The sequence below is a fragment of the Amycolatopsis sp. cg9 genome (assembly GCF_041346945.1).
Classification (GTDB): domain Bacteria; phylum Actinomycetota; class Actinomycetes; order Mycobacteriales; family Pseudonocardiaceae; genus Amycolatopsis.
Genome location: NZ_CP166850.1, coordinates 7,671,730 through 7,686,016, shown reverse-complemented (window position 1 = coordinate 7,686,016; position 14,287 = coordinate 7,671,730). Strand labels below are relative to the sequence as shown.

Sequence of the window (14,287 nt, the reverse complement as noted above, 5' to 3'; positions counted from 1 at the left end):
GCCGAAAAATCAATTTTGTGATATGCTCGAAATCAAATCGGTACCGTGGCGGGATGACTGACCCCCGGTTTACCGGTATTGCGAGCCGCACCGCCTTCACCGCCGCGGCCGCCCGCGCGGCGCATTTGCTCGTCGACGCCGAACCGTACATCTTCGTGGACTCCTTGGCCGCCGCTCTCCTGGGCGGCGAGGCGGAGGAACTCTTGGCGTACCACCGGCTCCACGGCACCCATCCGATCCTCGCGGGCGCCCGCGCCGAGGCGCTCTGCCGGAGCCGGTTCACCGAAGAGCGGCTCTCCCATTCCGGTATAGACCAGTATCTGATTCTGGGCGCCGGCCTCGATTCGTTCGCGTATCGGACAGCGCCCGGACGTTTCCGGGTGTTCGAGGTCGACCACCCGGCGACACAGGTGGTCAAACGGGAACTGCTCGCCGCCGCCGGGGTCGCCGAACCGGCTTCGCTCACCTTCGTGCCGGTCGACTTCGAAGCGGATCCGCTCCGGGAACGGCTCGTCCAGAGTGGACTGGACCTGTTCCGGCCCGTGTTCGTGAGCTGGCTCGGTGTCACCATGTACCTGACGCGCGAGTCGATTGCCGCCACATTGACGGATCTGGGCCGTTTCGCGCCGGGATCGGAAATCGTGGCGGACCACCTGCTCCCCGCGGAACTGCGCGACGCGGCCGGAAACGGTTACGCCGAAGCGGTCGGGCCGGTCGCCGCGGCGGGGGGTGAGCCGTGGCACACGGTCCTCTCCCCGACCGCGTTCGCGGATCTCCTGCGGGCGGCCGGGTTCGCCGTCCTCGAACAGGCCGGGCAACGGCAGAGCATCCCCGCGGAGCTGTGGAACCGCACCGACGCGCTGCGGCCCGTCGCGCTGTCCGCGCTGAACCACGCCCGCCGCTGACCTTCTCTGGCCGGACATCGGCGGCCGTTCGGCATCGCGAGGAACCGCGGCCGCCGGCTCTCGGCTCAGTCGGGGAGCATCGGCACCTCGAGGTCGTCCGGGCGGCCGAGCAGGACCGCGCGGGTGACCGCGGCCTTGCCGAAGCGGTCGCGCACCGCGTCCAGCGCCGTGTCGAGCTCGGTCGCCCGCTGGCGTTCGAAGGGCAGGGTGAGCTGGAACGGGTCGTCGTCGGCCAGGTTGGACAGCGCGGCGCCGAGCAGGGTGATGCCCCGGTCGGCGATCAGCGGGAGGGCGGCGACGAGCAGTTCGCGCGCCGCGGCGAGCAGCACGCCGGTGCCGGCGGTCGGGTCGGCCAGGGTGTGCGAGCGGGTGGCGCGCTCGAAGTCGGCGAAGCGCAGGCGGATCGTGACCGTCCGGCAGACGCGGTGGGCCGCCCGCAGGCGGCGGGCGATGCGGTCGATCAGCGCCACCAGCACGACGTCCAGTTCGGCCGGGGTCCGCCTGCCGCGGCCGAGCGACCGCTGGGCGCCGATCGACCGGCGGCGCACGCCGACTTCGACGCGGCGCGGGTCGCGGTTGTGCGCGAGCGCGTGGAGGTGCCGGCCCGGGCCGCGGCCGAGCAAGCCGTCGAGGTCCACCTGCTCGGACGTCGCGAGCTGGCCGACCGTCCGGATCCCCCGCGCGTGCAGCTTCTCCGTGGTGACCTTGCCGACGCCCCACAGCGCCGAAACCGGCAGCGGGTGGAGGAACTCCAGCTCACCGTCGTGCGGGACGACGAGCAGGCCGTCCGGCTTGGCCACCCGGCTGGCGACCTTGGCGAGGAACTTCGTCCGCGCCACCCCGACGGTGATCGGCAGCCCGGCCCGCTCGGCGACGGCGACGCGGAGCCGTTCGGCGATGTGGCTCGGCCGCCCGCCGATCCTGGCCAGCCCGCCGACGTCGAGGAACGCTTCGTCGATCGAGATGCCTTCCACCCACGGCGTCGTGTCGTGGAAGACCTCGAACACCGCGCGGCTGGCGGCCAGGTACGCCGACATCCGCGGCGGCACGACGACCGCCTGCGGGCACAGCCTGCGGGCCTGCGCGCCGCCCATCGCCGTGCGCACGCCGTAGGCCTTGGCCTCGTAACTCGCGGCGAGCACGACCCCGCCGCCGACGATCACCGGCCGCCCCTTCAACGCCGGGTCGTCGCGCTGCTCCACCGACGCGTAGAACGAGTCGAGATCGGCGTGCAGGATGGGCCCCTCGTCGGTCATAGAACATATGTTCGCATAACTGAGCGCCGAAGTCCGCTCACCCGTCCGTCGCGAGTGGCGTGCCGCCGGTCGACACAGAGCGCTTTTCCGGTTGTCCGCCGTCCGTGGCCGCGCTCACACTCGAGTCAGCGAACGACCCGACCCTGGGGGCGAAATGACCGATAAGTGCCGGTGCGGCGACCACCACGCGTGGGCCACGCCGAACCCCGAAGACCGGCCCGCCGCCGCGCGGCAGCCGCTGCTGGCTTCGACGCTGGCACGCGAAGACCGCGTGGAAGACGACGGCGGGCTCGATCCGACCGACCGCGTCACCTGCCGCACGCACCGCCGCTGGCTGCACGAGTGCGTGTCGTCGCCGGTGCACACGAACCCGGCGATCGGCTACCGCTGGTGCCGCCGCTGCGACCACCAGGCGCTGGTCGCGGTGGACGAACTGGCCGGCGAGGTGACCATCCGCTGCGGGCTGTGCGGCCGCGTCCCGCGCAGCCGCGCCAACGAGGAGCTCGTCGAGCTCTGCCGGCGCAGCCTTTCCCTGGCCCGCGCGGGCCGGTTCCCGGAGGCCGCCGTCGCGTGACTGCCATGATGCGGGGGTGCCCGAACCCGGAACCACCGCACTGGTGATCCTGCTGCCCGCCGCCGAGCCGGTCCTGGACGCGGCCCGCCGCGTCGACCCCGCCCTGGTCCGCCCCGGCCTGCCCGCCCACGTGACGGCGCTCTACCCCTTCTTGCCCGACGCCGAGCTGACCGACGCGGTCCTCGACGCGGCACGCGAGCTCGCGGGGACGTTCCCACCGATCGACGTCCCGCTCACGGAGTTCGTGACGGCTCCCGGTTTCGCGGCGATCCCGGCACCCGCGCTGCAGCCGGTCACCGACGCGGTCTGCGCGCGCTGGCCCGAGATCCAGCCGTACGGCGGGCGGTTCGGTCCGCGCCCCGGCGCCCACGTGACGGTGGCGATGGGCGGTACGGCCGACGTCCTCGAGCGGGTGGCCGCCGAGGTCCGGCCACTGCTTCCGGTGCACGACCGGGCGGCGGAGCTGCGACTGGTCGCGCTCACGGACCGGGGCTGGGAACCGCGGCTCTCCGCCTCCTTCGGCGGCTGAACGACAAGCGCGCCGGGAAGCCGGCCGCCGCCGACTCCTCGCCGGCCGTTCAGCGCGGGCTCGGCTCGGGCGCCGCCGTTCCCTCCAGCTTGCGGTAGGCGCGGGCGATCGCGCGGAGCCGGGCCACGTCCGCGGCGAACGGTTCGGCGGGTGCGGTGGGTGGCGGGGTCTCCCGGGGCTCGTCCGGGAGGTCGCGGACCAGGCGCGCCGCCGCCGCGGGCGGGAGGTCCGGGGTGGCCCCCGCCAGGATCAGCCCGTCGTTGGTTTCGCTCATCGCCGTCAGCAGGCGCTCGCGGCGGGACGGGCCGCCCGGGTCGATGCGGACGATCTCCGGGTAGCGCCGCGTCAGGTGCGCGCGCAGGGGACGCAGCAGGCGCAGCGTCCGCGCGTCGCGGCGGGCCGCCGCCAGGCCCGGGACCGCCGGGATCGTCAGGCCCAGCACGATCAGCAGCACCGACACGGCCGGGAAACCGACGTCGAGGGTGCACGGCAGCGTCGAGAACGGCCCGCGGCACAACGCCTTCGCCGGGTGCTCGGCCTGCAGCGCGTTGATCGTCGCGACGACCTTCCCCGCGAGGTAGGCGATCGCGAACGCCGACGCCAGCAGCAGCAACGCCAGCCCGGCGCGCAGCGCCCCGCCGCTCGCCCGGATCGTCACCGCGGCCACGATCCCGATGTCGATGACCGCGAGCCCCAGGTACACGGTGTAGGCGAAGACGTAGACGACCAGCGTCGGGTGCGTGCGGTACAGCTCGTCGAACAGGCCGATCCCGCGGGGCAGCCCCGGCGTGCTGAAGAACGTGACGACCAGCAGCGTCAGCGCGACGCCGAGCGCGACCAGCCGGGTGCGGCGGCCGCGGTCGCGGGTGCCGCTGATCTCCGCGACGGTCAGCCCGATCCCGTAGGCGGCGACCATCGTCGCGAGGTTCGACAGCAGGCGGCCGAGGCTGGGGTGGATCTCGCTCTCGAACTGCTGCGCCCGGTTGGACAGGAAGCAGAACGCGGCGCCCAGCGCGATGAGCGAAACGGCCAGTCCCGCGCCCGCGCCGGTGCGCCGGGCGCGGACGGCCCGCCAGATTCCGACGGCGAGCGCGAAGACCCCGACCCCGAGGAACAGAATGTCGATCACGGGAGGCGACTATCCCAGGAGTGCCGCCAGCCGCCTAGCCTGATCGGCCGCCCGGCCGGACGCGCCCGGCTGAACGGCGGGTGGCTCGCTGGTCGCCGCGCTCATCAGCAGGACGGCGATCAGCTCGGCTTCGTACTCCTCGGTGCCGCTCGTGACGCGCGTGAGCAGGTGCGACAACGCCGCCGGCGCGAGGTCCGGGGCGAGCTCGGCGGCTTCGGACTCGGCCATCAGGCAGGTCCCGGCGTGCGCGCAGAGCATGTGGGCGAGCTCGTGGGCGATGATGTGGTCCTGGTGCAGCGCCGACGTGTGCTCGGTGTAGGCGATCAGGTCGTAGCCCGGACGCGCTTGCCAGGCGCCGGACGGCTGCCCGGGCCGGTGGACGATCGGGACGAGGTCGATCTCGCGCCCGCGCCAGGCCTCGAGGCGGTCCACCCAGCCGTTCATCGACCACGGCCGCGGCAGCGGGACGGCGGCGAGCACCGTCCGGACGCGCTCCCGCGCCCGGTCGCGGAGGTCGGCCAGACCGCGCTCGTCGATGGGTCCTCCCCGCTCAGCGGGCGCCGACCGGGTGCACCGGGGCGCGATCACGGACGAGGTCATCGTAACCGACCGCCGCGCCTCACTCGGGCTTCCGGCGCCGTCCCTCGCGGCGCCGGGTTTCGTCGTAGCTGCTGAGCTGGTCGAGCAGGGCGGTCACGGTTTCGCGGTCGCGCGGGGACAGCCGCATCGCCCGCTGCGCCAGGTGCCGCGCCTCGGTGTCCCGCCAGGCCACGACGTCCTCGACCTGCTTGTCGACCTCGCCGGCGACCTCGTCGTCGAAGAAGTACGTGACGGGCACGCCGAAGAACTGCGCGAGCGCCTGGATGTGCGAGCGCTTGGGGTCCTTGCGCGCGCCGACGGCCAGCTGCTGCACGTGCGTCGCGGACATCGAGACGCCGGTCTGCTCGGCGACGCCGGTCGCGATCTCCCGGTAGGAGTACGGCTTGCGGTCCGGCGGGTGCACGGTCGCGATCAACTGCGCCAGCCGTTCGGCGAAACTGCGCTGCTCGCTCACCACACACCACCCTCAGCCGTGAAACGTGACACCCGTCAGCCTAGCTGTCCCGAAAACTTGACACAGCCTGTCCCGGAAAGACTACGATACTCCCGTTCGGTGTTTCGGAAACATGACACAGAACCCGGGGTGGCGCTGCGGCCACGGGGTGACTCACGTGGCCGCTGGGGGTGACCACGCGCCTAACTCCGTGCCCGCCGCGCGATCCTTGCCGGCCGGGTGCCCAGGTTCGCGCGAGCATGACAGCCCTCGAGGCCACGTCCGCGCGAACCGAGCCCGCGCCGGACCGGCACCGCCGGGCGCGGGACGGCGCCGTCGAGCCCCAGACACCTGACCACCCAGTTCGGCGGGGTCCGGACGTACAACCGGAAGACGCGGGCAGTCCGCGTACGAGCGGACGGCCCGCGTTTCCTCGCCTAGTCAGCCAGAAGCCGGCGCATCACCCCCGGCGTCACGCCGGTGTGCTCGCGGACCGTGCGCGTCAAGTGGGCCTGGTCGGCGAACCCGAGATCCGCGGCCAGCACCGCCAGTTCCCGCTCCCCCGCCGCCAGCCGGTCGAGCGCCCGGCCGACGCGGACCCGGTTGCGGTACCGCGTCACCGAAACCCCCAGCTCGCGCGGGAACGCGCGGCTCAACCGGTACGGCGACACCCCCAGCGCCTCGGCCAGCGAGAAGAGCCCGCCCGCCGCCGGATCATCGGCTCCGATCGCCTCCCGAGCCCGCGCTACCAGCTCGCGGTCGTCCGCCGGCGCCGGACCGGCCACCGCCCGGGTGACCGCCCGGCCCGCCAGGACCAGCAGCTCTTCCGCCAGCGCGTAATCCGGGTCGGCCGCCGACGCGACGGCCCGGCGGTGGGCCAGCTCCAGCGCGCCGTCGACGTACACCGGCGAACGCACCGGACGATCGCCCGCCAGGCGGAACCACAACCCGGAACCGAACCGCACCGACGTGCAGCTGTCACGCCCGCCGGGTGCGCGAAGCACTCTTCGTCGCCGGGCGAAGCGAGGTAGGCCACCGTGCGGTCGGCGTCCGCCACCACTCCCCCGGCACGGCGGCGGAACCGGCCACGCCGGACGAGCACCATCCGGTACGCCGACGACACTTCGGCCGGCGACCACCCGGTGTGGTCGTCGGCGCACTCCACCACGCTCACCGCGTACCCGGGGCGGGCCACGACTTCGACTGCTTCACGCACGGCCCGGACGGTACGCCGGGGGTACGACGTTTTCCGGCCCGCAAAGATCTTCAAGACCGCGCCCCGGTCCGGCGGGCAGGCTCCCGCACGACGAAAGGAGCCACCCCATGCCCGCCGAACTCACCACCGTCGTCCTCGACTGCGCCGACCCCGCCGCGCTCGCCGCCTTCTACGCCAAGGCCCTCGGCCAGGAGGTGACGCACCAGGACGCGGACTCCGCCCAGCTCGGCGGCGGCCCGGTCGGGCTCGCCTTCCAGCGCGTCGAGGGCTACCGCGGCCCGGGCTGGCCGGACGCGGCGAAGCACGCGCACCTCGACCTCACCGTCGGCGACCTCGAAGCCGCGATCGCCGAGTTCGAAGGTCTCGGTGCCACCCGGCCGGACTTCCAGCCGGGCGGCACCGACTGGGTGGTGCTCGCCGATCCCGAGGGGCACCTCTTCTGCCTGATCCCGGCCTGACGCGGCGGGTCACGACCGGTAGACGCCGAACTCGTAGAGCGAGTAGCCGTACCCGGTGCCGCGCTGGGTGGCGTGCACGCGGACGTAGCGCGCGGTGGCCGCGACCGCGAGGTCGTCGGCGCCGCCGTCCCCGGCCGTCGTCGCGTACACCGGCCGCCAGTTCGCCGCGTCGTCGCTGACCTGGATTTCGTAGGCCTTCCCGAACGCCGCCTCCCAGACCAGCTGGACGTGGTCGAACGCCTGGCTCCGGCCGAGGTCGACCTGCAGCCACTGCGGGTCGGCCCAGGCGCTCGCCCAGCGGGTCGCCGGGTTGCCGTCGGTCGCGGCCTGCGGCGGGTACGGCGCGCCGGGACCGTCGGCCTGGTACGTCGAGGCCGTCGTCACCGCGCCGCGGGCGAGGTTCGTGCCCGGCACCGGCGGTGCGACCACGCGCAGCGAGCGCGTTTCGATGCCGACGTTGCCGTGGCCGTCCCGGGCGTACAGGTAGATCTTCCAGACGCCGAGCTGCTGCGGCGCGGTGACGGTGAACGTCCCGTTCCCGGTGAACTGCGCGGGGATCAGCCCGGACGCGTTGTTGATGTACTTGCTGTTGTACCCCATGGTGTAGCCGATCGGGTCACCGTCCGGATCGGACACCGCCGCGGTCAGGGTGAACGTGCCGCCCGCCGGGACGTCGGTGGTGCGGCTCAAGTTCATCGACGAGATCACCGGCGGCGTGTTGCCCGCGGTCTGTCCACTGTAGAGCCTGCGGACGGCGTACCAGGACAGCCGCTTCTCGTTTCCGGTGGTGATGTTGAACCAGACGCCGCCGAAGTCGCCTTCGGTGCCGTAGTGGAAGAGCGTCGCGCCGAGTGCCACGCCCGGGTGGGCCAGCACGCAGTTCCAGGCGTTGGCGTAGCCGTCGCGCTTCTGCTGGTCGGTCGGCTCGGTGGGTACGCCGTTGACGTCGTTCGGCACCTCCCACTCGCCGGCCGGCCCGGTCTCGGTGATGAGGTACGGCTTCGTGTAGCCGCCGGCCAGCCAGTCCTGCTTGACCTGGCACACCTGGGCGTAGGAGTTCACGGAGTACAGGTCGAGGTTCGGCGCATACGCCTTGTAGTACGGCCAGGCGCCGGTCCACGCGTCGGTCGAAGTGACCGGGTGGTTCGCGTCGATCGCGTGGATGGCCTGCGCCGCCTGGTCGACGAACCGCGTGTAGGCGATCCGGTTCTGCTCCAGCAGCGTGCCGGAGTAGCAGTTCTGCATCCCGAGGATCGACTCGTTGCCGACGTTCCACAGCAGCACGCCCGGGTGTGCTTTGTATGCAGTAACCCACTTCTGGATTTCGGCGAGCATCGTGTTCTTGTAGCTCGTGTCGGTGGTGTAGTCGACGCAGCCGCCGCTGCCCGGACCGCCGCCGGGTTGCAGCCAGAAGCCGCTGACCACCTTGATGCCGTTGGCCGCGGCGGCGTCGAGCAACGGCTGCGAAGTGCCGTCGGTACCCCAGGTCCGGACGGTGTTGACGCCGATCGCGTGCAGCTCCGGCATCCGCGTCGCCGCTTCGCTGACCGGCGGCCCCCAGGTCAGCCCCTTCACCGTCCACGGCATACCGTCGACCGTCAGCTGCCAGTTGCCCTGCGCGCCGGTCACCCGCGTGACGCCGGGTCCGCTCTGCGTCCCCGGGGTGCCGCTGACCTGGAACTCCCACAGCGAATAGCCGTAGCCGCCGGCGCGGTGCGTGCCGTAGAGGCGGACGTAACGGCCGTGCCCGGTGACCGCGAGATTCTGCAGACCACCGACCGCCGTGGTCGTACTGTATACAGTCTGCCAATTCGCGGCGTTGTCGGAAATCTGGATTTCGTATGCAGTCGCGTAGGCGGCCTCCCAGTTCAGGGTGACCTGGCTGATGTCGGCGGGCGCGCCGAGGTCGACCTGCAGCCACTGCGGGTCGCTCCAGGCGCTCGCCCAGCGCGTGCCCGGGTCGCCGTCGACGGCCGCCGACGCCGGGGTGCCCGCGCCTTCGGCACTGGACGCGGTCACCGGTCTGCTTTGGGAAAGCAGGGTGGCGGCGTGCGCCGGGGCGGGGCCGGCGAGCAACCCCAGCACCAGCAGGGCCACCAGCGCCGGGACGGCGCGGCGGAGCGACGGTAGGTCCACGATGACTCCCGTACGACAAGGGGACGGAGGTTGGAGAGCGCTCTCCGGCGCGATCGATGGTTCGGCACCGCGGCCCGCGTTGTCAAGGATCCCGTCTCGAATCGGACAATGCCTTCCCGCCACGGTATCCGGGTGCTCCTTGACACGGTGGCACCCCGGTGCGCATGCTCTTGGAGAGCGCTCTCCCATCCTTGGCACCTCACCGTGGAGGACCCTTGGCAACGAAAGCCGCGCTCCTCGCCTGCACCGCCGCCACCGTGCTGGCAGGCGCCTTCCTGACCGCGGCCACCTGGTCGCCCGCCGGAGCCGACGACCTGGTGACCCACCACGAGTTCCAGGTCAACTGCTCCCCCAGCCACCACCAGCCGGACGACCCGATCGTCTTCCCGGGCCTGCCCGGCGCCTCGCACGACCACACGTTCCTCGGCAACAAGACCACCAACGCGGCCACGACCCTGCAGTCGCTGCAGGCCGCGGGCGTCGGGAACACGACCTGCCTGGCCCCGGACGACCTGTCCGCGTACTGGTTCCCGACCGTGCTCAACGGGAACGACGTCGTGCTGCCGAACTTCGCGCAGGTCGTCTACTACAAGTCGGGCATCCTCGACTACCCGAAGGTGGTGCCGTTCCCGCCCGGGCTGCGGTACGTCGCCGGCAGCGTCACCGCGACGCAGGACGAGTTCCAGCACGCCCCCGGCGCGATCGAGGGCTGGGAGTGCGGCGACAGCTTCCACAACTGGGACATCCCGGTGAACTGCGTCGCCGGCAGCCAGCTCAACATCCGCTACCAGGCGCCGAGCTGCTGGGACGGCGTCCACCTCGACTCGGCCGACCACAAGAGCCACATGGCGTACCCGGACCGGGCCACGCTGACGTGCCCCGCCGACCACCCGGTGGCGGTGCCGATGCTGGAGTTCAAGATGGCGTTCCCGGTCAGCGGGAACATGTCCGGGGTGCACCTGGCCAGCGGGCGCGGGTACTCGTGGCACTACGACTTCTTCAATGCGTGGGACCCGCAAACCCTGGCCGCACTGGTGACCCACTGCATCAACGGCGGGCTGCAGTGCGACCCGCGCGGGTTCGACCTGTACAAACCCGACCGCGGCACCGTGCTCGGGCCGAACTACCGGCTGCCCGGCCGCCCGTGAGGGGGCTGGCCCTGGGGGCGGCGGTGGTGGTGCTGACCATGGGCGGGTGCGCCACCACCGGCCCCGCCCCCGGGCCGGCCATCAGTCCGGCCACCACCGCCTTCAACCCGACGGACGTGGCCTGGCTGCAGCTCGTGGTGCCGATGACGTCGAACGCGCTCACCGCGGCCCGGCTCGCCCCGGAGCGGGCCGGGAGCGCGGCGGTGCGAGCGGCGGCGAACGCCGTGGTGGCGCCGTCGGAACGCCTGCTGACGCGGCTGGAGGCGGTGCGCGACCGCGCGGGGCTGCCGGACGCCGACGTCCACAGTGGACATCGGATGCCGGGCATGGTCACGCCGGCCGACCTGGCGGCGTTGCGCACCGACACCGGCCCCGAGTTCGACCGGCGCCTGATCGCGCTGCTGCGGGCGAACGCGGCACAGGTCGTCGTGCTCGCCCGGGGCGAGCAGACCTCCGGCGCCGACCCGGAGACCCGGGCGCTCGCCGGGGAACTGAGCGCCGAAGGAACCCGCGAAACCGCGCTGCTGCCGAAGTGAGCTGAAGGGGACTTTCCTCGCATCACATGCGAGGAAAGTCCCCTTCAGCTCACCAGACGAGAGGAACGTCCCCTTCAGCCCGCCGGAGGCTCAGTACGACACGGTGACCGGGGCCCGGCCCGGGCGGGCCGGGGCTTTCACCGTCAACGTCTGCGTGGCCGCGTCCCAGCTCCACGCCGACGCCGGGGCCCACCCGCCACCGACCTTCACCCGGCTGGGAGCCGCGGGAACGCCGAGGAACTTCACCGTCCACTCGCGGTCCGCGACCCGGTACCGGCCCTGCGGCGGCGCCACCGTCACCGTCCGCGACCCGCCGCGCTCGGCGTAGGTGATCTTCGTGGTCGAGCTCTGCGCCGACGAAGTCCCGTTGTCCTCGTACAGCGAGAAGGACCCGGAGCCGCCCGGCGCGACCGTCACCGTCACCTTGTCCAGCGGGCTCTGGACGTCGTCGGGCACATCCGCCGTCCGGGTCGCGGTGATGCCGCCACCGCGCAGGAACACCGGCATCGTGCCGAGGTCCGAAGTGACCTGCTGGGTCGTCCCGCCCGCGTAGGTCTTGCCGCTGAAGTAGTCCGTCCACTGCCCCGGCGGGAACCAGACCGGTGTCGTCGCCGACGTCCCCGGCGTGGTCACCGGCGCCACCAGCAGGTCCGGCCCGTAGAAGTACTCGCTCGAGGCCGCCGCGTAGGCGGCCGGCTCGTCCGGGTACTCCAGGTACGTCGGCCGCACCACGGGAACTCCCGTCGTCGCGGCCTCCTGGGCCAGCGTGTAGGTGTAGGGCACCAGGTTTTCCCGCAGGTTCAGGAACTTCGTCGCCGACGCCTTCGCCGCGTCGCCGTACTGCCACGGGAGCCGGTCGCTGTGGTTGCTGTGCAGGCGGTCGATCGGCTGGAACGTGCCGAGCTGCACCCAGCGCGCGTACATGTCGTCGGGCAGCTTGGCCGTCTGCCGCTGCTGCCCGCCCGAGGTGTAGGTCTCGCTGCCACGCAGGCCGGTCGTGTCGTTGTGCCCGCCGATGTCGTGGCTGATCGCCGACATCCCCGTCGCGGCCGACTCGGCCGGGGTGATCCCGACCTCCATCCGCAGCGTGCCCCACGTCGAGGACGTGTCACCGGTGAAGTGCAGCGTGCTGCGCTTGTCCGCCCACGGTCCCGTCGACAGCCCGATCGGGCCGCCGTAGCCACCGGCCTGCAGCGAGCCGTAGGCCCGCGAGGTGACGAAGCCGCGGCCGGTCGCCGGGGCGGCCAGGTCGGCGTACTGCTGGTTGATCCACGCGTCCGGGGTGACGCCCGGCAGGCTCGACTTCGACCCGTCGCAGCACCAGTCCAGCCACCAGAAGTCGTTGCCCTGCCGCATCATCCCGGCGTGCAGGTCGAGGTAGGCCGTCAGCTGGTCGGGGTCGCCCCAGTCGAAGACGTAGCAGTCGGTGCCGCAGCCGGACTTGGCCAGCTTGCCCTTCGCCGTCGCCTGCGCGCGGGCGAACTGCGGGTCCGAGCCCATGATGCTCGGGTGGGTGTTCAGGGTGTTGTGCAGGCCCTGGGCCTTCGACCACGCGAAGAAGCCCGCCGGGTCGGGGAACTTGTCCGTGTCGATCTGCCAGCCGTTCCAGGTGTCGGGCGCCTTGAAGTCGGTGTCGGTGACGAGCACGTCGAGGGGCACGCCCTCGCTGCGGAAGCGCGGCAGGATCGTGTCGCGGTAGTCGGCCGCGGTGCGGTCGATGTACTCCGAGTACCAGACGCCGTACGCCCAGCGCGGCAGCAGCTCGGGCGGCCCGGTCAGGGTCGCGAGGTCGCGGAGCCCGGCCTTGTAGTCGTGCCCGAAGGTGAAGACGTAGCCGTCCTGGTACGGGCTCCCGCCGTGCGACGGTCGCTGCGTGACCTTGCGGGTGGCGGTGTCGTACCAGGCCGAAGGGCTGTCGTCGAGCAGGTACCAGCCGTCCTGGTGCAAGAGCCCTTCGGTGAGCGACGGCGTGCCGTTGTCGCCGTTCACGCCGTCGAGGCCGCGCCGGTACCCGCCGAGCGCGAGGTGCGGCTGCGGGGCGGCCGCGCCCGACGCCGTGACCGCGACGGTGTCGATGTTGACGTGGCAGCTGGCGTCGTCGGGGCAGCCGAGCACGACGTCGTTCGCGCCGGCCTTCAGGTCGACCGGGACCGAAGCGCTCTTCCACGCGTCCCAGCTGTCGGTGACCGGGAGGCTCAGCGTGCGGGTGACGCCGTTCGCCGCGACGGACGCGGTGCGCGTCTCGTGGCGCCCGTCGCCGCCGGTGCCGTTGGCGTACCGCACGTGCAGCAGGTACGTGCCGGCGGTGGCGACGTCGGTGATCCGCTGCGTCAGCGCCGAACCCCGGTTCAGCTCGGCGACGAAGCCGCGCCCGGCGTAGCCCGGGTGGTCGGTCGCGACGACGGCCGAGCCGGTCCGCAGCCCGGCTTCCGCCTCGCAGCTCACACCGGCCGGGCAGCCGGTGTAGGCACGGGCCGACGCGGGCGGGAAGGCCGCACCGGCCGGGAGCGCCGCGAGGGCGTCGACGTTGACGTTGCCGGAGTCGGCCGCGGTCCGCTGCAGGCGGACGCTGTGGTGGCCGGCGCCGAGGGTGAGCGGGACGGACGCGACCGCCCAGGTGTCCCAGTCGGCCGTCACCGGCAGGGTGAGCTGCCGCGGCGCGCCGCCGTCGACCGAAACGCTCAGGGTGCGCGTGACGTGCTGGCCGTCCCCGCCCTGGCCGTTGGCGTAGCGGGCGGCCAGGGAGTACGTCCCGGCGGCCGTGGCCTCGACGTCCGCCGTCGCCGATGTGCCGGTGCTTTCGAAGCCGGCGAGGAAGCCTTCGCCGGTGTAGCCGCGGTGGTCGGTGGCGACGCCGAGCCCGTCGGCGGTCAGGTCTTCGGCCTCGCACAGCGCGCCGGTCCGGCAGGTCAGGTGGCGCCAGGGCGCGGCGAGCACCGGGGCCGTGCCGGCGGTCGTGCGGACTTCGAGGTTCCCGCCGTCGAACGGGCCCGAATCCAGCCGGTAGGTCAGGGTCGTGGCGCTCGTCCGGATCGTGAGCACGCCGCCGGAAACCGTGGAGCTGTACGGCGTCGGCGTGAACGCGCCGCGGCCGACGGCGTTGAAGGTGGCGGCGTCGGTGAAGCGGCCGTCGCCGGCGTACTCGGTCCGGATCACCGTCGGCGACAGCACCTGGAAGCGCGCGTTCCCGGCGGTGACGGTCTGGCCCCGCGGGGCGGCGGTGGCGGGGGTCGCGACGGTCACCGTGGCCGCGGCGACGGCGGCCACGCACGTCAGCCGGAGGGCTCTCGCTGTTCTCGTCCGCACGGCGGAAACTCCGTTCCGGTAAGGGGACTCGCGGTTTTACAACGTTGGAAAAGCCACGCCG

The 14,287-nt window shown here is 72.6% G+C and carries 13 protein-coding genes; 6 read left to right on the top strand and 7 right to left on the bottom strand.

The genetic code is table 11. From position 1 onward, the window contains the following. The first annotated feature begins 53 nt into the window (after positions 1 to 53). Positions 54 to 905: a class I SAM-dependent methyltransferase gene (locus AB5J73_RS35660; protein WP_370963210.1), complete on the top strand. Its 852-nt coding sequence runs from the start codon at positions 54 to 56 to the stop codon at positions 903 to 905. 65 nt (positions 906 to 970) lie between these two features. On the opposite strand, the gene dinB is transcribed toward AB5J73_RS35660, so the two are convergent. Next, complete coding sequence (dinB, locus tag AB5J73_RS35655; protein WP_370963209.1) at positions 971 to 2,161, bottom strand: DNA polymerase IV; 1,191 nt, start codon at positions 2,159 to 2,161, stop codon at positions 971 to 973. A 154-nt stretch (positions 2,162 to 2,315) separates the two neighbouring features. On the opposite strand from dinB, the gene AB5J73_RS35650 reads away from it, so the two are divergent. Then, positions 2,316 to 2,735, top strand: a complete 420-nt coding sequence (locus tag AB5J73_RS35650) for a hypothetical protein (protein WP_370963208.1) — start codon at positions 2,316 to 2,318, stop codon at positions 2,733 to 2,735. 16 nt (positions 2,736 to 2,751) lie between these two features. Beyond that, positions 2,752 to 3,264, top strand: a complete 513-nt coding sequence (locus tag AB5J73_RS35645) for a 2'-5' RNA ligase family protein (protein WP_370963207.1) — start codon at positions 2,752 to 2,754, stop codon at positions 3,262 to 3,264. A 49-nt stretch (positions 3,265 to 3,313) separates the two neighbouring features. Here AB5J73_RS35645 and AB5J73_RS35640 read toward each other — a convergent pair whose 3' ends face one another. The 4 genes from AB5J73_RS35640 to AB5J73_RS35625 all read right to left on the bottom strand — a co-directional run bounded on the left by AB5J73_RS35640 (position 3,314) and on the right by AB5J73_RS35625 (position 6,391). Then, on the bottom strand, positions 3,314 to 4,393 hold the full coding sequence (locus AB5J73_RS35640) for a hypothetical protein (RefSeq protein ID WP_370963206.1): 1,080 nt from the start codon (positions 4,391 to 4,393) through the stop codon (positions 3,314 to 3,316). A 9-nt stretch (positions 4,394 to 4,402) separates the two neighbouring features. Beyond that, positions 4,403 to 4,993, bottom strand: a complete 591-nt coding sequence (locus AB5J73_RS35635) for a hypothetical protein (protein ID WP_370963205.1) — start codon at positions 4,991 to 4,993, stop codon at positions 4,403 to 4,405. 19 nt (positions 4,994 to 5,012) lie between these two features. Continuing rightward, the gene (locus AB5J73_RS35630; RefSeq protein WP_370963204.1) at positions 5,013 to 5,447 is read right to left on the bottom strand and encodes an XRE family transcriptional regulator; all 435 of its coding nucleotides are present in this window, start codon (positions 5,445 to 5,447) and stop codon (positions 5,013 to 5,015) included. 416 nt (positions 5,448 to 5,863) lie between these two features. Continuing rightward, positions 5,864 to 6,391 (bottom strand): helix-turn-helix transcriptional regulator, encoded by a 528-nt coding sequence (locus tag AB5J73_RS35625; RefSeq protein ID WP_370963203.1) that lies wholly within the window; start codon positions 6,389 to 6,391, stop codon positions 5,864 to 5,866. A 358-nt stretch (positions 6,392 to 6,749) separates the two neighbouring features. Between AB5J73_RS35625 and AB5J73_RS35620 the strand changes: the two genes are divergently transcribed. Continuing rightward, positions 6,750 to 7,100 carry a VOC family protein gene (locus AB5J73_RS35620; protein WP_370963202.1) on the top strand — a complete coding sequence of 117 codons (351 nt, stop codon included), beginning with the start codon at positions 6,750 to 6,752 and terminating at the stop codon, positions 7,098 to 7,100. A 9-nt stretch (positions 7,101 to 7,109) separates the two neighbouring features. Here AB5J73_RS35620 and AB5J73_RS35615 read toward each other — a convergent pair whose 3' ends face one another. Next, positions 7,110 to 9,236, bottom strand: coding sequence for a discoidin domain-containing protein (locus AB5J73_RS35615; RefSeq protein WP_370963201.1), 2,127 nt, complete (start codon positions 9,234 to 9,236; stop codon positions 7,110 to 7,112). A 215-nt stretch (positions 9,237 to 9,451) separates the two neighbouring features. Here AB5J73_RS35615 and AB5J73_RS35610 point away from each other — a divergent pair, with 215 nt between their 5' ends. Further along, positions 9,452 to 10,384: a DUF1996 domain-containing protein gene (locus tag AB5J73_RS35610; RefSeq protein ID WP_370963200.1), complete on the top strand. Its 933-nt coding sequence runs from the start codon at positions 9,452 to 9,454 to the stop codon at positions 10,382 to 10,384. Continuing rightward, complete coding sequence (locus AB5J73_RS35605; protein ID WP_370963199.1) at positions 10,381 to 10,920, top strand: DUF305 domain-containing protein; 540 nt, start codon at positions 10,381 to 10,383, stop codon at positions 10,918 to 10,920. The genes AB5J73_RS35610 and AB5J73_RS35605 overlap by 4 nt, the downstream gene beginning before the upstream one ends. A gap of 90 nt (positions 10,921 to 11,010) precedes the next feature. On the opposite strand, the gene AB5J73_RS35600 is transcribed toward AB5J73_RS35605, so the two are convergent. Next, positions 11,011 to 14,226 carry a TIM-barrel domain-containing protein gene (locus tag AB5J73_RS35600; RefSeq protein WP_370963198.1) on the bottom strand — a complete coding sequence of 1,072 codons (3,216 nt, stop codon included), beginning with the start codon at positions 14,224 to 14,226 and terminating at the stop codon, positions 11,011 to 11,013. Positions 14,227 to 14,287 lie beyond the last annotated feature (61 nt).

Excerpts from the sequence above, each read along its gene's own strand:
- AB5J73_RS35620 (WP_370963202.1), top strand. The coding sequence starts at position 6,750 with ATGCCCGCCGAACTCACCACCGTCGTCCTCGACTGCGCCGACCCCGCC.
- dinB (WP_370963209.1), bottom strand. The coding sequence starts at position 2,161 with ATGACCGACGAGGGGCCCATCCTGCACGCCGATCTCGACTCGTTCTAC.
- AB5J73_RS35660 (WP_370963210.1), top strand. The coding sequence starts at position 54 with ATGACTGACCCCCGGTTTACCGGTATTGCGAGCCGCACCGCCTTCACC.
- AB5J73_RS35635 (WP_370963205.1), bottom strand. The coding sequence starts at position 4,993 with ATGACCTCGTCCGTGATCGCGCCCCGGTGCACCCGGTCGGCGCCCGCT.
- AB5J73_RS35650 (WP_370963208.1), top strand. The coding sequence starts at position 2,316 with ATGACCGATAAGTGCCGGTGCGGCGACCACCACGCGTGGGCCACGCCG.